Genomic DNA, 17856 nt, shown 5'->3' with positions numbered 1-17856 from the left:
TGTTACCCGGGAAGGTCGGATTACGCTTGCGGCTGGTTGCCCATCAAGGCGTCAAACGCGACCGATTTCTCGGAAACTTTGGATTTACCCAGCACGTAGTTGACGACGTTTTCTTCCAAAACAAGGGCTTCAACTTCGGCCAGACGGCGACGGTCGCTGAAGTAGTACTTCAGGACTTGTTGCGGGTCTTCGTAGCTTTGTGCGAAGTCTTCGACTTGCGCCTTGACTTGTTCTTCGGTGGCTTCCAGCTTGTTGGTCTTGACGACTTCGGCCAGGATCAGACCCAGGCGAACGCGACGTTCCGCTTGCGCAGTGAACAGTTCGCGCGGCAGTTGCATGCCCTTGGGATCCATGCCGCGTTGCGCCATGTCCTGATGCGCCATTTCGATCAGGCGTTCGATGTCTTGCTCGACCAGTGCCTTCGGCACTTCCAGTTCGCTGACCTTGATCAGGGCGTCCATGACGCTGTCCTTGGTCTTGGCCTTGGTGCGGGCACTGACTTCGCGTTCCAGGTTGCGCTTGATATCTTCGCGCATCTTGGTCAGGTCGCCGTCTTCGATACCCAGCGACTTGGCGAATTCTGCGTCGACTTCCGGCAGATGCGCCCATTCCAGTTGCTTCAGCGTGATGGTGAATTCAGCAGTCTTGCCGGCCACGTCCTTGCCATGGTAGTCAGCAGGGAAAGCCAGGGGGAAAGTCTTGGATTCGCCGACCTTCAGGCCCAGTGTTGCGGCTTCGAATTCCGGCAGCATGCGGCCTTCGCCCAGCACGAACGGGAAAGCGTCAGCCTTGCCGCCCTGGAATTCAACGCCGTCGATCTTGCCGACGAAGTCGACCGTGGCGCGGTCGCCGTTTTGTGCAACCGGCTCGCCGCCGTCGCCGTGCGCGCCCTGCTCGCCCTTGACGTGGTAGTGCACGCGTTGCTTGCGCAGGATGTCCAGGGTCTTGTCGATTTCGGTGTCGGAGACGGCCGATGTGGTCTTCTCGACTTCCGCCGTGGACAGATCGCCGAGGACGACTTCCGGATAGATTTCAAATGTTGCGTCGAACGCCAGCGAACCTTCAGCCACGCCTTCGCTGGTCTTTGGCTCGATCTTCGGATAACCGGCAACGCGCAGGTTGTTTTCGACGGCGACGTCGTTGAATGCGCGACCGACCTTGTCGTTCAGCACTTCGGTTTCGACCTGGTAGCCGAACTGGGCGGCGACCATCTTCATTGGCACTTTGCCTGGGCGGAAGCCTGGCGCCTTGGCAGTGCGCGCGCGCACTTTCAGGCGTTTTTCGACTTCAGCCTGCACGTCGGCCATTGGGAATGTCAGGGTGATACGGCGCTCAAGTTTGCTCAGAGTTTCGACTGCAGTTGCCATGTGAATCGTCCAAAAATTAATAAATTCCGTGGTGCGGCCCGGAAAGAACAAGCGTGGAAACCATCGCTTTTTGCCCTGCCCGACCGCGCTAAAGTCCGCTATTTTATACGGAAAAGATGCCCTTGCGCCAAAACGGCGAATCGGAGCCGATAAAAACCGCCGAAGGAGGCGCTCAGCCTTGTCCGCCGTGCAAAAGCGCCTCGACTGCGCGGCCGATTGCCAGCACGCGCGCATCGCCGCCGTGACTGCCGCAAATGCTGATGCCCACGGGCAATTCGCTATCGGACGGGCAAGGCAGGTTCAGCGCGCAGCCGTCGAGGAAATTGATCATGCTCGGATTACGCAGCACCAGCCCGTTGGTAGCGAAGAAAGTTTCATCGCTGTCTTGCAAAGGCTGCAACAGCGGCGGTACCACCGGCACGGTCGGCATCAGCCAGGCGTCGAATACCGCCAGACGGCGTTCGGCCTGCGCAATCAGGCGCCGGCGCGCGGCCAGCAAATCGATGTAATCGGCAGCGCTTTGCTGCGCGCCGCGACGGATGCGCACCGCCACGCGCGGGTCGTATTTGTCGCCGGCGCGCTCCAGCAGATTGCGATGCCAGGCCCAGGATTCCGCCGCGCTGAAGCCGCCACCCGCATTAATCACCGGCAACTCCTTCAATTCGGGGAAAGCGAAACGCTGGATCAGCGCACCGGCTTTTTCTAGGCGCGACAAGGCCGCTTCGAAGGCAGCGCGCACCGTATCTTCCATGCCATCATTGACGACATCCTCCGTCACACCGAAACGCAGCCCGGCCAGCGGCACGGCATCGGTAGCCAGGACTTCGCCTGACAAAATCGCGTCGGCAATCGCGCAGCAATCGACGCTGCGCGTCAGCGGCCCTGCCGAATCCAGTGTGGTCGACAATGGCGCCGCGCCGTCCAGGCTCACCCGCCGCGCAGTCGGCTTGAAGCCGGTCAGGCCGCAGAACGCCGAAGGGATACGGATCGAACCGCCGGTATCGGTACCCAGCGCCATCACCGCCATGCCGCTCGCCACGCTGACCGCCCCGCCCGAAGTCGAACCGCCGCTGACGCGCGTGCCGTCCAGAGGATTGCGCGGCGTACCGTAATGCGGATTCAGACCCAGTCCGGAAAATGCGAACTCGCTCATGTTGGTGCGTCCCAGCAGCACTGCGCCGGCGTGGCGCAGACGCGCCACGGCAGGTGCATCGGCTTGTGCGGCCGGCGCATCCGCCAGCGCCTTGGAACCGGCGGCGGTCACCTCGCCCCGGACGTCGAACAAATCCTTGATCGACACCGGCAAACCTGCCAGCAGCGACGGTACATTGCCCGCAGCGCGCGCGACATCGCTGGCGCGCGCAGAGGCCAGCGCACGATCGGCGTCGACGCTGACATAGGCGGCTCCGCCCTGCCCGCGATAAGCGGCAATGCGCTCCAGCGCCTGCTCGACCAGCTTGACGCTGGTGGTGCGGCCCGCCTGCAATTCGGCCGCGAGAGTCCTGATTGTCTTCATGATTTATTTCACCGGAATGGGAGTGGACGTGGAGACCGGCACGGCGGTGATGGCATTCATCGGGCTGCCGTCGATCAGCTTGTCGGAATACGTCAGATAGACCAGGGTGTTGCGCTTCACATCGACCAGCCGCACGATGTGCAGGCGCTTGAACAGAATCGACATGCGCTCCGAAAATACATCCTCCTGCACCGGCACCGTTCCCTTGAACGAAATCGAGGGCGCCACCTGGCGGCAGGCAATCGATGCTTCCGCCTTGTCTTCGGCCAGGCCTACCGTGCCCTTGACGCCGCCGGTGCGTGCGCGCGACACGTAGCAAGTCACGCCGGCCACTTTCGGATCGTCATACGCTTCCACCGCGATGCGATCGTTCTTGCCGAGCCAGCGGAACGCCGTGCTGACGTCGCCAAGTTCCTGCGCGGCGGCGGGCAGGACGACCGCCGGCAAGGACAGCGCGATCGCTGCCAGACATGAAAGCTTGCGCATGATTTTTCCTTTACTTTGAAGATGAAGACTAGGCCGCAACCTTAGCAGATAGCCTGCCGGAACGCCGGTGCTACCCGGCGTCGGCCATCAATGCAAAACGCGGCACGCGCTTGCCGTCGACCTCGACCATTTCATGGAACACGTCGCGCGGTCGAATCCAGACGGTGCCGTTGGCGGCGCGGTACACCACCATCGGCGTCAGATCCGACTCCAGCGTCGCCTCGTACAGGAATTCGTAAATGCCGCCCTTGTAATGCTGATAGCGCATGCCTGCTCCCGGTTCGATAAACATCTCTTGCAAATGAAAATCGCCCGGAGCATCGCGCGAACAAGTCAGCGCTGCGGAGCCGGGCGAACGAAAAAACAAAGGGAATGACTGGTGCGAGGGAGGGGACTCGAACCCCTACACCATTGCTGGCGTCAGGACCTAAACCTGGTGCGTCTACCAATTTCGCCACCCTCGCTGAAAGGTGCAATCATCGACCGGCTTGCGCTGGATTTTCAGCGTGTACGCCGGAGAACCAGGTCCTGTCAATGAGGTAGCAGTTTTAATGCAGCCCGTTATTCTACTGCAAGCTTGGCGGGCTGTCTGGGTTTTTATCTGTCCTTTTTGCAATTTTCCTAGGGCTTTTTGACCCTGAACAGCGCCGCGTACGCCGCCGGCAGGAACAGCAGCGTCAACGCCGTCGCCACCACCAAGCCGCCCATGATCGCTACCGCCATCGGCCCCCAGAACACCGAGCGCGACAGCGGAATCATCGCCAGCACCGCCGCCGCCGCGGTCAGGATGATCGGACGGAACCGGCGCACCGCCGATTCGACGATGGCATCCCACGGTGCGGCGCCGGCGGCGATGTCGTGTTCGATCTGGTCGATCAGGATCACCGAGTTGCGGATGATCATGCCGAACAAGGCGATCACGCCGAGTTGCGCGACGAAACCGAAGGGACGATGCAGCACCAGCAAGGCCACCGCCGCTCCCGCCACGCCCAGCGGTCCGGTCAGGAACACCAGCATGGCGCGCGAGAAGCTATGCAGCTGCAGCATCAGCAAGGTGAAGATGATGAAAATCACCAGCGGGACGTTGGCTGCAATCGAATCCTGCGCCTTGCTGCTGTCGGCCGCGGCGCCGGCCAGTTCGATCGCGTAACCGGCCGGCAACCGGGCGCGGATGGCGTCGAGTTGCGGGCTGATCTGGCTCGATACGGTCGGGCCCTGGATGCCGTCGGCGACGTCGGATTGCACCGTGATCGCCCATTCGCGGTCTTCGCGCCAGACCACGCCGGGCTCCCAGGCCAGGCTCACGCGCGCGACCTGCGCCAGCGGTACGCTCTTGCCGCTGGCCGTGGGAATGTTGGCCTGGTTGAGCGCATCGATGGTGGCGCGTTCTTCCAGCGGCTGGCGCACCAGGATATCGATGAGCTTGTCATCCTCGCGATACTGGCCGACGGCAGTGCCGGTCAGCAAGGTGTTGACGGTGCGCATGACAGTTTGCGAACCGATGCCGAGCACGCGCAACTTGTCCTGGTCAAGATCGATGCGCAAGGCCTTGACCGATTCGTTCCAGTTGTCGTTGAGGCCGATCACGTTGGGATTGCGGTTCATCACCGTCTTCACCTGGTCGGCAATGGCGCGCACCTTGTCGACCTCGGTGCCGGTCACGCGGAACTGCACGGCGTACGGTACCGGCGGCCCGCTCGGCAGCAGCTTGACGCGGCCGCGCACGCCGGAAAAATCGTTCCTGAAGGCGTCGACGATTTTCAAGCGCAGGGCCTCGCGCGTTTTCAGGTCCTTCGGCAACACCACGATCTGCGACACGTTGGTCTGCGGGAAAATCTGGTCCAGTGGCAGGTAAAAGCGCGGGCTGCCGGTGCCGACATAGCTGGTGACGCTTTCCACGCCATCCTGCTTGCGGATGAAGGCTTCGAACTTCTTCGCCTGCGCCTCGGTAGCCTTGAACGCCGAACCTTCCGGCAGCCACAGCTCGATCATCAGTTCGGGGCGGCTGGAGTCCGGGAAGAACTGCTGCTCGATGAAGCGGAATCCAAACAGGCCCAGCATGAACGCCGCCAGCGTGAGCAGGATGGTGGTCTTGCGCCATTCCACGCACCAGCTCACCAGCTTGCGGAAGCGCGTGTAGAACGGCGTATCGAACAATTCGTGATGGCCGTCGGCGTTGGCGGCCGGCTTGACCTTCAGCAGCAGTACGCCGATGTAGGGCGTGAACACCACGGCGACCAGCCACGAAATCAGCAAGGCCAGCGCATTGACCGAAAACATCGAGAACGTGTATTCGCCGGCCGCCGATTTGGCCAGGCCGATCGGCAGGAAGCCGGCGGCCGTGATCAGCGTGCCGGTCAGCATCGGGATCGCGGTCGAGGTGTAGGCGAAGGTCGCCGCATCGAAGCGCGACAGCCCCTCCTCCATTTTTCGCACCATCATTTCCACCGCGATGATGGCGTCGTCGACCAGCAATCCGAGCGCGATGATCAGCGCGCCCAAGGAGATCTTGTGCAAGTCGATGTCGAAGATGCGCATGAACAGGAACGTCACCGCCAGCACCAGCGGGATCGTCAGCGCCACCACCAGCCCCGGCCGCACGTCGATGCGCAGCGGCTTGGTGTGCAGGCCGAGCGCGACGAAGCTCACCGCCAGCACGATCAGCACCGCCTCGATCAGCGTGTGGATGAATTCACCGACCGAATCGGCGACGATTTTCGGCTGGTCGGATACGCGCTCCAGCTCGATGCCGACCGGCAGCTTGGCGCGCAATTCATCGGACATCCTGTCGAGGTTACGGCCCAGCGCAATGATGTCGCCGCCCTTCTCCATCGACACGCCAAGGCCGATCGCCTCCTTGCCGTTGAACCGCATCTTGGTCACCGGAGGATCGACGTATTCACGCTTGACCACGGCAAAATCGCCGAGCCTGAACGTGGTGCCATTGGCGCGCAACTGCATCTCTTCCAGTTCCTTCGGCGAACGGAATGCGCCGCTCACGCGCACCTGCAGGTTGTCGCCCGGGGTCACCAGCACGCCGGTGGACTCCAGCGCGTTCTGCGCCGCCAACTGGTTGACGATGGTGTCGAACGGGATGCCCAACTGGGAAAATTTCTTTTGCGAGAACTCGATGAAAATCTTCTCGTCCTGCACGCCGAACAATTCCACTTTTGCGACCGTCGGCACGCGCAGCAATTGCTGGCGTACGAAGTCGGCATAGTCCTTGACCTCGGCATACGTGAAGCCGTCGGCGGAGAGCGCGAAGATCGAACCGTAGGTATCGCCGAACTCATCGTTGAAGAACGGCCCCTGCACCGTGGACGGCAAGGTCAGCTTGATGTCGCTGATTTTCTTGCGCACCTGGTACCAGGTCGGCGGCACTTCCTTGGGCGGCGTCGATTCGCGCAATTGCAGCAGGATCAGTGTTTCACCCGGTTTGGAATAGCTGCGGATGACGTCGATGTAGGGCGTCTCCTGCAGCTTCTTCTCCAGCTTGTCGGTGACCTGGTTGGCCATCTGCAAGGCGCTCGCGCCCGGCCATTTGGCGGTGACCACCATGGCGCGGAAAGTGAACGGCGGATCTTCGTCCTGGCCCAGTTTGCCGTAACCGATCACGCCGCCGATGATCAGCACCACGATCAGGTAGCGGATCAGCGGAACATGTTCCAGCGCCCAGCGCGACAGGTTGAAGCCGCGCGGCTGCGCGGCTGCATCGATCACGCTCTTGCCGTCGTTGTCGCCGTGACCATCCGGGCCTTCCTTCCTTGCCTCGCTCATGGATTCTTCCCTTGCGGCGCCTTGCCATCCTGCACATCGCCGGTGAGTGGCTCGGTGCCGAGGATCTTGACCTTCTGCCCCGGCTTGAGCAGGTTGACGCCTGCGGTCACCACCGTCTGGCCGGCTGCCAGGCCATTGGCAATCAGCACATCATTGCCGCTCTGCCCACCCAGTTGCACCGGCACGATCTTCACCGCGCCGTTCTCCACCACCCACACCGACGTCTTGCCATTGACCGGATACAGTGCCGTCAGCGGCAAACGAATCATGTCGCCGGAAGTCTTGCCGGCAAACGCGACGTACGCCGTCATGCCCAGCCGCACATCCTTCGCGGAGTCGGGCAAAGCCACCTTGAAGGTGTAGGTGCGCGTGGCGGCGTCGGCGATCGGCGAGACTTCGCGGATCTTGCCAGCGATCACGTCTTTGGGATTGGCCCACAGGCGCACGCGCACATCGGCGCTGCGGCGCAAGGCGTCGACCTTGTCTTCCGGTACGCCGATCACCACGTCCTTGTCGCCGGCCTGCGCCACACTGACCACGGGCGTACCGGCGGCAACCACCTGGCCGGCTTCGGCGTCGACCGCCGTCACCACCCCGTCGACGTCTGCAGTCAACACGGCATAGCCGGTCTGATTCGACTGGTTGCGCAGCGACGCCACGGCCTGGTCATAGCCCGACAGCGCCGATTGATATGCGGTTTGCTTGGAGTCCAGGGTCGCCTGGCTCACGAAATTCTTGTCACGCAGTTCCTGATAGCGCTTGAGTTCCGCAGCGGCGAGATCGCGATTGCTCAGCGCCGACTTCATCGCGGCATCCGCCTGGCGTTGCGCCAGCTGCAGGTCTTGCGGATCAAGCTGCATCAGCACCTGGCCGCGCCGCACTACCGTACCGACGTCGACCTTGCGAGCCACGATCTTGCCGCCCACCCGGAAGCCCAGCCGCGATTCCACGCGCGCCCGCACTTCGCCCGGAAACTCCGCCACCACCTCGGCATTGTCGGCGGCGATGACCATGGCCCTGACCGGACGAATTTCCTCGACCTTTTCGACCTTTTTCGAACATGCGGCCAGTACCGACACCGCGAGACAGAGCGCGACGGCTTGCCGCAATCGACGGCTTCCCGATGCAGGTCGGGTCAATACTCGCGCAGGAGCGGGCACGGAAGTCGGAGCGATCACGTTTTTCCTTTACTATTCGGGCAGAAATTACATTGGCCGGCACGCACCGGACGGCGCGACGTCATCGACGGCGCGGCGGCATGGCGTGGACGGCTTTTTACGGACTTGAGACAAGCGGATGGTGATGCGAGCAACTTACTGACTTTGCGGTTAGTAATTATAGTCGCGGGCCCGCCGTTTGGATATATATCGAGTTTTCTTCGTTTTTATTGGATATTTTGCTGGCATGGCCGTTGATCATTACGAGAACTTCCCCGTCGCCTCCGTGCTGCTTCCCGCGCATCTGCGCCCGGCCGTCAAGGCGATCTACGCCTTCGCCCGCAGCGCCGACGACATCGCCGACGAAGGCGACGCCACGCCGCCGCAACGCCTGGCTGCCCTGATCGCATATGACAACGCGCTGGACGACATAGACGCGAGCCGAGCGCCGGCCGATCCGATGTTTGCAGCGCTGGCCGGCGTCATTCGCGCTCATCAGCTACCGCTGGAGCCGTTTCGTGATCTGCTGTCCGCCTTCAGGCAGGATGTGGTGACCACGCGCTATCGCAGCTTTGACGAACTGCTGGACTATTGCCGCCGTTCCGCCAACCCGGTCGGCGCGCTGATGCTGCATCTGTACGATGCCGCCACGCCGGAGAACCTGCGCGACTCCGACGCCATCTGCTCGGCGCTGCAACTGATCAATTTCTGGCAGGACGTCGCGGTCGACTGGCAAAAGCAGCGCATTTACCTGCCACTGGATGATCTCGAACGGTTTGGCGTAAGCGAGCAAGACATCGCTTCAGAAAATGCCGGCGCAGCCTGGCAAGCGCTGCTGCAGTTCGAAATCGACCGCGCGCGCGCAATGATGCTGTCGGGAGCACCGCTGGCGCGCCGCCTGCCCGGACGCATCGGCTGGGAGTTGCGCATGGTGGTGCAAGGCGGCTTGCGGATACTGGAACGTCTGGAACTGGCCGATGGCGACGTCTTCACGCGCCGGCCGAAGCTGGGCAAACGCGATTGGCTGCTGGTAATGTGGCGTGCCTTGAGAATGTGATCCGGCATGATGCCGGATGAACGCAAAAAAGCCTCTTCGTCGAAGAGGCTTTTTATTGCCGGCAACGCAGGTCATGCGTCGCGGCAACCGTCAATCAACAGCTAACCGGCAAGCGCGATCAAGGAGTCTTGTCGGTCTTAGGCTGCGGTTGAGCCAGCTGTGCGTTGCGCTCGGCAGTCGATTCCTTCTTTTCCGCCTTCAGATCAGCCTTGGCAGCCTTCTTGTCAGCCTTGGCTTGCTGCTTGATGGTCTTCTTCTGCATCTTGTATTCGGCCTTGGCGTCGGCGTCGGACTGACGCTTTTGCACATACGGATCGTTGGAGACGCCGTTGGCCGGCGATGCAGGAACGGTCATATCTGGCGACGAAGGTTGCATAGTGCTGGCTTGTTGCGCCATGGCGCCGCCGGTAACGGCGAGCATTGCTGCGGCAATAATGAGCTGACGTGTTTTCATTGTTGATCTCCTTTACTTGGTTAAATGAATCCGTCGCGTGGCAGCGAATGTTCGCGATGTCTGTCAGACATCGCCGGACACCGCTCCCAGACTGGCTTTGCAACGGTCACGTAACAGTAGAAGGCATGAATCCACGATGGTTCGGCTGCATTTGCAACCAATTGTTAAAGCCCTCGCCTCAGCGTTTTTTACGGCTTTGTTTATAGATCGCACGCGCGTCCTGCAGCGCGCGTTCCTCAGTGCGCAAATTCTCATCGTCGTCGTGCGCGACGAAAAACTCCGCGGCCTGCGCCTGCACCACCAGTTTGATCGCGTCGGCGTCGGCCACGTCATACAGCTCGGTGATCAGCGTCGTCACTTCATCCAGATATTCTTCGTAAGTCATCTTGCCCATTGCTTGTCCTCGCCTTCGTGCGTCTGATCGTTCATGAAGCGCGCAGTGTATGCGCGGCGCGCTTCTGCGTCCATGCGCTGCGTTTATTTATCCCGCCGTGGAAATGATTCCTTGCTATTCAAAACGATGCTCTGTAGAATTCGGTCCCTCAGACGCGGGGTGGAGCAGTCTGGCAGCTCGTCGGGCTCATAACCCGAAGGTCGTAGGTTCAAATCCTGCCCCCGCAACCAGTTTTCAAAAAATGAATCAGCAGGCATATCAAAGCCCTTGGCGTTTCGACGTCAAAGGCTTTTTGTTTTGCGCGATCGCTTTTACTCCCTTGCGCCGCCGCCGTTGCCCGGACGTCGACAACGCCTCTGTTAGACTGCACCTCTCTCATTCGATTGCCCTGATCATGACTTCATCTTCCTTTTCCAGCCTGCCGTTGACGCCGGCGATGCTCGCCAACCTCGAGCAGCTCGGCTATCACGAGATGACGACCATCCAGGCGGCGAGCCTGCCGGCGGCGCTGGAGGGACGCGACCTGATCGCGCAGGCCAAGACCGGCAGCGGCAAGACGGCCGCTTTCGGCATCGGCATGCTGCACAAGCTCAACCCCAGCTATTTCGCAATCCAGGGACTGGTGATTTGCCCCACGCGCGAGCTCGCCGACCAGGTTTCCAACGAATTGCGCCGCCTCGCGCGCTTCACTGAAAACATCAAGATTCTGACGCTCTGCGGCGGCACTGCGATGCGCCCGCAAATCGCCTCGCTCGAACACGGCACCCATATCGTGGTCGGCACGCCCGGCCGCATCCGCGACCACATTGGCCGCGGCACCATCAATCTGGCCACGGTGCAGACGCTGGTGCTGGACGAAGCCGATCGCATGGTCGACATGGGCTTTTACGAAGACATCGAAGGCATCGTCAGCGCCTGTTCGGCGCGGCGCCAGACTTTGCTGTTCTCGGCTACCTATCCCGACGACATCCGCAAGGCCAGCGCACGCTTCCTGCGTGATCCGGAAGAGATCAAGGTGGAAGCCCGCCATGACGGCGACAAGATCGAGCAACGCTTCTTCGAAGTCTCGGCAGAGCAGCGCAATTTTGCCGTCGCGCGCCTGTTGCAGCACTACCAGCCGGTGTCGACACTGGCCTTCTGCAACACCAAGATCCATTGCCGCGAGCTGGCCGAAGAATTGCGCGCCCAGGGTTTCAGCGCCCTCGCCCTGTACGGCGACCTGGAACAGCGCGAGCGTGACGAAATCCTGGTGCAGTTCGCCAACCAGAGCTGCTCGGTGCTGGTGGCGACCGACGTCGCCGCACGCGGCCTTGACATCGCCAACCTGAGCGCGGTCATCAACGTCGACGTCACGCGCGACACCGAAGTGCACATTCACCGCATCGGCCGCACCGGTCGCGGCCAGGAGCGCGGACTGGCGCTGAACCTGTGCACGCCGAACGAAAAACGCTGGGTCAAGCTGATCGAGGAATACCAGCACGCAGCCGTGCAGTGGTTTGATCTCGACGCGCTCGACACCAGCGAAGACAAGGTCCTGCGCGCACCGATGCGCACGCTCTGCATCCAGGGCGGCAAGAAGGACAAGCTGCGCCCGGGCGACCTGCTGGGCGCGCTCACCGGCGACGTCGGCCTGAGCAAGGAACAGGTCGGCAAGATCAACGTGTTCGAATTCTCGACCTATGTCGCACTTGACTATCGGATTGCCGACAAGGCCTGCGACAAGCTCAGCGCGGGCAACATCAAGGGCCGCAATTTCAAGATGCGCCTGTTGCGCAGCGCCTGACGCGCTTCGTTCGCGCAATAAAAAAGGCAGCCGTCAAAGGGCTGCCTTTTTGTTTCCCGAGAGGCGCGTCAGATCAGCAGCGCCGAAGTCAGCGAGCGGATTTCATCGGCGGAATCTTCCAAGACGTCCCGCAGCGTGTCGTCGCCCATGTATTCATCGACGATGGTGTCGGACTGGCGACCGGTTTCCAGCACGCTGCGCCGGAACGGCGACGGCACCGGCGACAACTCCTTGGCCAGCAGCAGCACATCGCCCAGCGTCTCCGGCGGCAGCACGCGGATGCCGTGCCACAGCGATTCGACCGAGGCCACCACGGCTTCGGGAATCCCGAGTTTCTTGAGCACGGCGCGACCGATCATCTTCTCGCCGTATTCCGCCCAGTCTTCGGAATTACCGTCGAGCAGGCCCGGGAATTCATCGGTGCGCGAGAGCAGGTAAAAGCCGCCGACTTCGTGCACGATGCCGGCGAACATCGCGGTTTCCGGATCGAGACGCGTCATCTTCAGTGCGATGACTTGCGCCAATGCCGCGACGTTGGCGGTGTGTTCCCACAATTGCGCCGCCTTGACGCGCATCTCTGCATCCGAAATATTGCGGCCGAGCTGGCGCACGATGACGGCCGTCGTAATCGCGTTGAGGGTCTTGAAGCCCAGTCGCATGACGGCCGTGCGCACGTTGTTGATTTCGCCGCCGGAACGGTTGTAGGCAGCCGAATTGGCGATCGCCACGGTACGCGCCGACAGCAACGGCTCGGCCATGACCAGTTTTGATGCCGCCTCGAGATGGCAATTCGGATCGTTGAGGGCCTGCTGCAGTTTGATGGAGGCATTGACGTTGGTCGGGAACACCAGCTCGCCCCGTCCGGCCTGCACTGCAATGCTTCTGAAAGCTTCCAGTCTGTTCATGAAGAAATGATCTCCTCGCCTTGATTGCTCAACCCAGTCGCGCAATGCGTCTGTTGTTTTGTATTTTTATCAACAGCATCGGCATGATTTCCTGTGCCTGTGCGGCGCTTGCCGACAATCATCAGTCTTGCCTCGTTGCCCTCAGCTTAATGTACAACGTCTGCTGCTGCAACCAGCTTTCACTGTAATTGCAGAGGCGCGCCGTCTCGCCGGATTGCGAAGCAGATTGCCCTCGGCCCCCTAGTCGGCTAGCATAGCGGCTTCTTGCATGACGGCGGCCTTACGGCGCCCGCTTTTTTACCTCATCCCACCTCATGTCTCCAGACGAATACTGCCAGCAAAAAGCCGCCCAAAGCGGCTCCAGCTTCTACTACAGCTTCCTGTTCCTGCCGCCGGAACGCCGCCGCGCCATCACCGCGCTGTACGCGTTCTGCCGCGAGGTCGACGACACCGTGGATGAAATCGACGACGCCGGCGTGGCGCGCACCAAGCTGATGTGGTGGCGCAAGGAAATCGCTTCCATGCTCAACGGCAAGCCCAGCCATCCGGTGACGCTGGCGCTGCAGCCGCACGTGGCGACCTACGGCCTCAAGGGCGAGCATCTGCAGGCCATCATCGACGGCATGGAAATGGACCTGGACCAGACCCGCTACCTGGACTATCCCGGCTTGCAGCGTTACTGCTGGCATGTCGCCGGCGTGGTCGGCATCCTGTCGGCCAGCATCTTCGGCGTGACTCAGGGCGGTACGCTGCTGTTCGCCGAAAAACTCGGCCTGGCGTTCCAGCTGACCAACATCATCCGCGACGTCGGCGAAGACGGCCGCAAGGGCCGCATTTATTTGCCGGTCAATGAATTGCAGCAATTCAACGTCACCGCCGCCGACATCCTGAATGCGCGCCACAGCGAAAATTTCGAGAAACTGATGCGATTCCAGGTGGAGCGTGCCCAGCGCGTTTACGATGAAGCGTTCGCATTGCTGCCAAAAGAAGATCGCCGTGCACAGCGTCCCGGCCTGATGATGTCGGCCATTTATCGCACGCTGCTTACCGAAATCGAGCGCGACGGCTTTCACGTGCTGAACCAGCGCATTTCGCTCACACCGATACGCAAGCTCTGGCTGGCCTGGAAAACCTATATTCGCGGCTGAACTTTAGCGCAGTCGGGACGTCAATTCACTTTCCGAAATTGACGGACCGAAGCATGAAACGCATTTACGTACTATCGCTGCTCGCCGGCGTCGCCTTTGCCATTTGTGTAGTGATGAGCCCGGGCTTCAACGAGTTGCTCAAGCGCGTCGGCAAAGACGAGTTCTATGTCTACGTGATCGATCCCGGGAAAAAAATTCTGCCCGGCGCCTACGTCAGGCAACACTACGAATACAGGTTGCCGGCCGTGGGCGAAAGCGGCGTGCAGAAGACGCTGACCTTCACGGCGACCAAGCAATTGTCGCTCGACACTTACCTGCGGCTGTACGTGTCTTCCGCCGACCAGGTAACGGCATGGGAAGAAGTGCAGCAGCGGGAATTACCGGACCGGATCAAGAATGGGAACATTCCCTGACAAGAAAAGCAGTGATCACATTGCCGTCATCGGCGGCGGCTGGGCCGGATGCGCCGCTGCCGTCACCCTCGCCAAGGCAGGCAAGCGCGTCAGCCTGTTCGAAGCCGGCCGGACCCTCGGCGGCCGCGCCCGCCGCGTAGACATCGACGGCCGCACGCTCGACAACGGCCAGCACATCCTGCTGGGCGCCTACCGCTCCACCCTCTCCGTCATGAAAACCGCGGGCATCGATGCCGACCGCGCGATGCTGCGCCTGCCGCTGCAAATGCGGTATCCGGCCGGCGCCGACGGCATGGATTTCGTCGCGCCGCGCCTGCCGGCGCCGTGGCACGTTCTGGCGGCCTTGTTCCGCGCCACCGGACTGACGCGCGAGGACAAGCTGGCGCTGGCTCGCTTCTCGACCACGGCGCGCTGGATGGGCTGGCAGTTGCACGAGGATTGTTCCGTCGCCGAGTTACTGGACCGCTTCGACCAGACCGACCGGCTCAATCGCCTGATGTGGACGCCGCTGTGCATCGCCGCGCTCAACACGCCGCCGCAACGCGCCTCGGCGCAGGTATTCCTGAACGTGCTGCGCGACAGCCTCGGTGCGCGCCGTGCCGCATCCGACATGCTGATCCCGCGCACCGACCTGACCGCCTTGTTTCCGCAGCAGGCAGCCGCTTTCGTGGAAAGCCGCGGCGGCAGCGTGACCTGCGGCCAGGCCGTCGCTTCCATCTCGGCGGCGGAAGGCCGCTGGAACGTCGCGTTCAGACAAGCTGCGGGCACGCAATCGTTCGACGGCGTGATCGTCGCCGTTGCGCCGGAAAGCGCCGCCGATCTGCTCGACGGCCTGTGCGATACGACGATGCTGCGCGCGTTCGCCTACGAGCCGATCACCACCTGCTATCTGCAATATCCGGCGCACGTGCGGCTGCCGCAACCGTTCTTCGCCTTGACCGACGATGCCGGTATAGCGGCCTGGGGACAATTCGTCTTCGATCGCGGCCAACTCGGTGATGTTGCAGCCGATGCCGGTTTGCTGGCGGTCGTGGTCAGCGCCGCCGGCGACGCCATTGCCGAGGGGCATGCAGCACTGGTCGCGGGCATCGCTATCCAGCTGGCGCGCCAGTTGGGCGATCCTCTGCTGCAGACACCGCTATGGAGCAAGGTCATCTCGGAAAAACGTGCAACATTTTCCTGCACGCCCGGCCTGCTGCGGCCGGACAATGCCGGCATGCCTGCCGGTCTGGCGCTGGCCGGCGACTACGTTGCCGGCGACTATCCGGCAACGCTGGAAGGCGCCGTGCGCAGCGGAGTTGCCGCGGCGGGACTGTTCTCGTAGCTTTCATTACCCCGTCTGCGCCTGCACGAATTTTATTCAGCGAAACTTTTCATCTTTCTGTCAAAGGGATTCACCCCATGACTTGCTGGTTTGATCTACGATACGGTCAAATTTCATAGATTTAACCTATTTTGGAGAAGAACCATGCCCGTGATCACCTGTGTTGAAGACTTGCGCGTGCTCGCAAAGAAACGGGTTCCCAAGGCGTTTTACGACTATGCCGACAGCGGTTCGTATACCGAGAGCACCTACCGCGCCAACACCGACGACCTGGCTGCCCTGAAGCTGCGCCAGCGCGTGGCGATCAACGTCGATCAACGCTCCACCCGCACCACCATGATCGGCCATGACGTCGCCATGCCGGTAGCGATCGCCCCCACCGGCCTGACCGGCATGCAATGGGCCAACGGCGAAATGCTGGGCGCGATGGCGGCGGAAAAATTCGGTATCCCCTTCACGTTGTCGACCATGAGCATCTGCTCGATTGAAGACGTCGCCAGCGTGACGACCAAGCCGTTCTGGTTCCAGTTGTACGTGATGCGCGACCGCGGCTTCGTCAAGTCGATGATCGATCGCGCCAAGGCCGCCAAGTGCTCGGCGCTGGTGCTCACGCTCGACCTGCAAATCCTCGGCCAACGCCACAAGGATCTCAAGAACGGCATGTCGGTGCCGCCCAAACTGACGCTCGACACGCTGATGGACCTGGCCAGCAAGCCGGGCTGGGCGCTGCGCGCGCTGACCGGCCGCAAGACCTTCGGTAACCTGGCCGGCCACATCACCGGTGGCGGTAGCGGCATCCAGACGCTGAGCCAATGGACCGCCAGCCAGTTCGACCCGACCCTGAACTGGGACGACGTCGCCTGGATCAAGGAACAATGGGGCGGCAAGCTGATCCTCAAGGGCATCCTTGACGTCGAAGACGCCAAACTGGCCGCGCAAACCGGCGCCGATGCGCTGGTCGTCAGCAACCACGGCGGCCGCCAGCTGGATGGCGCGATGTCCTCGATCGAAGCGCTGCCGGCGATTGCCGAAGCGGTCGGCGACCAGATCGAAGTCTGGTTCGACGGCGGCATCCGCACCGGCCAGGACATCTTGAAGGCCACCGCGCTCGGCGCCAAGGGCACCATGATCGGCCGCGCCTTCCTGTACAGCCTCGGCGCCATGGGCGGCGAAGGCGTGACGAAGATGCTGCAGATCCTGCACAAGGAACTCGACGTCAGCATGGCCCTGACCGGCACCAAGGACATCAGGGACGTCGGGCCGCAAATCCTGATCCGCCGCTGACGCCAGTCCTTGCCAGCAAACAAAAATCCCGGCTCGCGCAAGCGTCGCCGGGATTTTTCATTGTGCAGAACGATTGACGCGAGGGAGAGTTACTCCGGCTTTTGCTGCGACCACGGCGTGTGCTTGCCGGTCAGCTCTTCCACGGTTTCCTTCTGGTCGAAATGGCGCGCCAGGTCCAGCGCAGTCATGCCGTCGGCGTTCTTCAGCGTGACGTCGGCGCCCTCTTCCTTCAGCAAACGCACTGCCGCCGTCCGACCGCGCACCGCCGCCAGCATCAGCGGCGTCATCTTGTCGTCAGGCGATTCGGCGTCGATATAAGCCGACGCGTCGAGCAGCAGCTTGATGGTGTCGGGCCGGCCGTTGATGGCGGCGTAATGCAGCGCGGTCCAGCCGGGACGATTGACTTCGACTTCCTTGTCCAGCAACAGCTTGACGACGTCGGTCTTGCCGTAGAACGCCGCCACCATCAATGCCGTGTCGCCGTTCTTCGCCTTGGCTTCGAGATCGATGCCGGGCGTATTGAAGAGCACATTGAAGGCCTTCATCGAATCTTCGCGGATCGACAGCATGAGCGCCGAATAGCCGCGCTGCGGTTCGACCATGTTCGGCCCCAGGCCACGCTTGATCAGGTCCTGCAACTCGCGCGGCGCATCCATCTTGACCGCGGTGAAGTAGTCATCGTAGGTGCCGGCATGGACGAAAGCCGGCGCCAGCATCGAGAACGTGCTGAAGACCAACACGGCGGCAGTCATGCGAACAGAAAGGAAGCGGCGATTCGGCATGCGGTCAGT

At 61.8% G+C, this 17856-nt stretch carries 17 protein-coding genes and 2 tRNA genes; 7 read left to right on the top strand and 12 right to left on the bottom strand.

The features are described from left to right. Positions 1 to 20: 20 nt before the first annotated feature. The 7 genes from tig to F506_RS12075 all read right to left on the bottom strand — a co-directional run bounded on the left by tig (position 21) and on the right by F506_RS12075 (position 8255). Positions 21 to 1367: a trigger factor gene (tig, locus tag F506_RS12105; RefSeq protein WP_053197780.1), complete on the bottom strand. Its 1347-nt coding sequence runs from the start codon at positions 1365 to 1367 to the stop codon at positions 21 to 23. Between the two features lie 172 nt (positions 1368 to 1539). Further along, the gene (locus F506_RS12100) at positions 1540 to 2883 is read right to left on the bottom strand and encodes an amidase (protein WP_053197777.1); all 1344 of its coding nucleotides are present in this window, start codon (positions 2881 to 2883) and stop codon (positions 1540 to 1542) included. Positions 2884 to 2886: 3 nt separating this feature from the next. Then, a complete protein-coding gene (locus F506_RS12095) occupies positions 2887 to 3369 on the bottom strand; it encodes a CreA family protein (RefSeq protein WP_053197775.1) in 483 nt (160 codons plus the stop codon). A gap of 70 nt (positions 3370 to 3439) precedes the next feature. After that, positions 3440 to 3637: a DUF1653 domain-containing protein gene (locus tag F506_RS12090; RefSeq protein ID WP_053201531.1), complete on the bottom strand. Its 198-nt coding sequence runs from the start codon at positions 3635 to 3637 to the stop codon at positions 3440 to 3442. A 109-nt stretch (positions 3638 to 3746) separates the two neighbouring features. Then, positions 3747 to 3833 (bottom strand) — tRNA-Leu (locus tag F506_RS12085). Between the two features lie 157 nt (positions 3834 to 3990). After that, positions 3991 to 7146 (bottom strand): efflux RND transporter permease subunit, encoded by a 3156-nt coding sequence (locus tag F506_RS12080; RefSeq protein WP_083457811.1) that lies wholly within the window; start codon positions 7144 to 7146, stop codon positions 3991 to 3993. Continuing rightward, a complete protein-coding gene (locus F506_RS12075) occupies positions 7143 to 8255 on the bottom strand; it encodes an efflux RND transporter periplasmic adaptor subunit (protein WP_235471138.1) in 1113 nt (370 codons plus the stop codon). The genes F506_RS12080 and F506_RS12075 overlap by 4 nt, the downstream gene beginning before the upstream one ends. A gap of 295 nt (positions 8256 to 8550) precedes the next feature. Between F506_RS12075 and hpnC the strand changes: the two genes are divergently transcribed. Then, complete coding sequence (gene hpnC / locus F506_RS12070) at positions 8551 to 9360, top strand: squalene synthase HpnC (protein WP_053197774.1); 810 nt, start codon at positions 8551 to 8553, stop codon at positions 9358 to 9360. 118 nt (positions 9361 to 9478) lie between these two features. On the opposite strand, the gene F506_RS12065 is transcribed toward hpnC, so the two are convergent. Then, positions 9479 to 9814, bottom strand: a complete 336-nt coding sequence (locus F506_RS12065) for a hypothetical protein (RefSeq protein WP_053197771.1) — start codon at positions 9812 to 9814, stop codon at positions 9479 to 9481. Between the two features lie 178 nt (positions 9815 to 9992). After that, a complete protein-coding gene (locus tag F506_RS12060) occupies positions 9993 to 10199 on the bottom strand; it encodes a hypothetical protein (RefSeq protein ID WP_053201523.1) in 207 nt (68 codons plus the stop codon). 162 nt (positions 10200 to 10361) lie between these two features. Between F506_RS12060 and F506_RS12055 the strand changes: the two genes are divergently transcribed. Both F506_RS12055 and dbpA read left to right on the top strand, forming a co-directional pair. Further along, positions 10362 to 10438 (top strand) — tRNA-Met (locus tag F506_RS12055). 164 nt (positions 10439 to 10602) lie between these two features. Next, the gene (gene dbpA, locus F506_RS12050) at positions 10603 to 11991 is read left to right on the top strand and encodes an ATP-dependent RNA helicase DbpA (protein ID WP_053201522.1); all 1389 of its coding nucleotides are present in this window, start codon (positions 10603 to 10605) and stop codon (positions 11989 to 11991) included. Positions 11992 to 12059: 68 nt separating this feature from the next. Here dbpA and F506_RS12045 read toward each other — a convergent pair whose 3' ends face one another. After that, complete coding sequence (locus F506_RS12045) at positions 12060 to 12896, bottom strand: HDOD domain-containing protein (protein ID WP_053197769.1); 837 nt, start codon at positions 12894 to 12896, stop codon at positions 12060 to 12062. Then, complete coding sequence (locus F506_RS23740; protein WP_268762574.1) at positions 12893 to 13018, bottom strand: hypothetical protein; 126 nt, start codon at positions 13016 to 13018, stop codon at positions 12893 to 12895. Before F506_RS23740 ends, F506_RS12045 begins: the two co-directional genes overlap by 4 nt. Positions 13019 to 13210: 192 nt before the next feature. Between F506_RS23740 and hpnD the strand changes: the two genes are divergently transcribed. From hpnD to F506_RS12025, 4 genes are all read left to right on the top strand, one after another. Further along, a complete protein-coding gene (gene hpnD / locus F506_RS12040; protein WP_053197767.1) occupies positions 13211 to 14044 on the top strand; it encodes a presqualene diphosphate synthase HpnD in 834 nt (277 codons plus the stop codon). A gap of 53 nt (positions 14045 to 14097) precedes the next feature. Next, positions 14098 to 14457 (top strand): YxeA family protein, encoded by a 360-nt coding sequence (locus tag F506_RS12035; RefSeq protein ID WP_053197765.1) that lies wholly within the window; start codon positions 14098 to 14100, stop codon positions 14455 to 14457. Continuing rightward, positions 14441 to 15781, top strand: coding sequence for a hydroxysqualene dehydroxylase HpnE (gene hpnE / locus F506_RS12030; protein WP_053197764.1), 1341 nt, complete (start codon positions 14441 to 14443; stop codon positions 15779 to 15781). Before F506_RS12035 ends, hpnE begins: the two co-directional genes overlap by 17 nt. Before the next feature lie 144 nt (positions 15782 to 15925). Next, complete coding sequence (locus F506_RS12025) at positions 15926 to 17065, top strand: alpha-hydroxy acid oxidase (protein ID WP_053197762.1); 1140 nt, start codon at positions 15926 to 15928, stop codon at positions 17063 to 17065. Between the two features lie 89 nt (positions 17066 to 17154). Here the strand turns inward: F506_RS12025 and F506_RS12020 are convergent, their stop codons facing one another. Further along, positions 17155 to 17847 (bottom strand): ankyrin repeat domain-containing protein, encoded by a 693-nt coding sequence (locus tag F506_RS12020; RefSeq protein WP_053197760.1) that lies wholly within the window; start codon positions 17845 to 17847, stop codon positions 17155 to 17157. Positions 17848 to 17856 lie beyond the last annotated feature (9 nt).

Origin of the sequence: Herbaspirillum hiltneri N3 (assembly GCF_001267925.1) — a bacterium.
GTDB classification, from domain to species: domain Bacteria; phylum Pseudomonadota; class Gammaproteobacteria; order Burkholderiales; family Burkholderiaceae_D; genus Herbaspirillum; species Herbaspirillum hiltneri.
The sequence above is the reverse complement of the archived record's forward strand: the minus strand, read 5'-3'. Positions and strand labels throughout refer to the sequence as shown.

Bases quoted from the DNA above. Each gene is read 5' to 3' on its own strand.
- tig (WP_053197780.1), bottom strand. From the start codon at position 1,367: ATGGCAACTGCAGTCGAAACTCTGAGCAAACTTGAGCGCCGTATCACC.
- F506_RS12100 (WP_053197777.1), bottom strand. From the start codon at position 2,883: ATGAAGACAATCAGGACTCTCGCGGCCGAATTGCAGGCGGGCCGCACC.
- F506_RS12095 (WP_053197775.1), bottom strand. From the start codon at position 3,369: ATGCGCAAGCTTTCATGTCTGGCAGCGATCGCGCTGTCCTTGCCGGCG.
- F506_RS12090 (WP_053201531.1), bottom strand. From the start codon at position 3,637: ATGCGCTATCAGCATTACAAGGGCGGCATTTACGAATTCCTGTACGAG.
- F506_RS12080 (WP_083457811.1), bottom strand. From the start codon at position 7,146: ATGAGCGAGGCAAGGAAGGAAGGCCCGGATGGTCACGGCGACAACGAC.
- hpnC (WP_053197774.1), top strand. From the start codon at position 8,551: ATGGCCGTTGATCATTACGAGAACTTCCCCGTCGCCTCCGTGCTGCTT.
- F506_RS12065 (WP_053197771.1), bottom strand. From the start codon at position 9,814: ATGAAAACACGTCAGCTCATTATTGCCGCAGCAATGCTCGCCGTTACC.
- F506_RS12060 (WP_053201523.1), bottom strand. From the start codon at position 10,199: ATGACTTACGAAGAATATCTGGATGAAGTGACGACGCTGATCACCGAG.
- dbpA (WP_053201522.1), top strand. From the start codon at position 10,603: ATGACTTCATCTTCCTTTTCCAGCCTGCCGTTGACGCCGGCGATGCTC.
- F506_RS12045 (WP_053197769.1), bottom strand. From the start codon at position 12,896: ATGAACAGACTGGAAGCTTTCAGAAGCATTGCAGTGCAGGCCGGACGG.
- F506_RS23740 (WP_268762574.1), bottom strand. From the start codon at position 13,018: ATGATTGTCGGCAAGCGCCGCACAGGCACAGGAAATCATGCCGATGCT.
- hpnD (WP_053197767.1), top strand. From the start codon at position 13,211: ATGTCTCCAGACGAATACTGCCAGCAAAAAGCCGCCCAAAGCGGCTCC.
- F506_RS12035 (WP_053197765.1), top strand. From the start codon at position 14,098: ATGAAACGCATTTACGTACTATCGCTGCTCGCCGGCGTCGCCTTTGCC.
- hpnE (WP_053197764.1), top strand. From the start codon at position 14,441: ATGGGAACATTCCCTGACAAGAAAAGCAGTGATCACATTGCCGTCATC.
- F506_RS12025 (WP_053197762.1), top strand. From the start codon at position 15,926: ATGCCCGTGATCACCTGTGTTGAAGACTTGCGCGTGCTCGCAAAGAAA.
- F506_RS12020 (WP_053197760.1), bottom strand. From the start codon at position 17,847: ATGCCGAATCGCCGCTTCCTTTCTGTTCGCATGACTGCCGCCGTGTTG.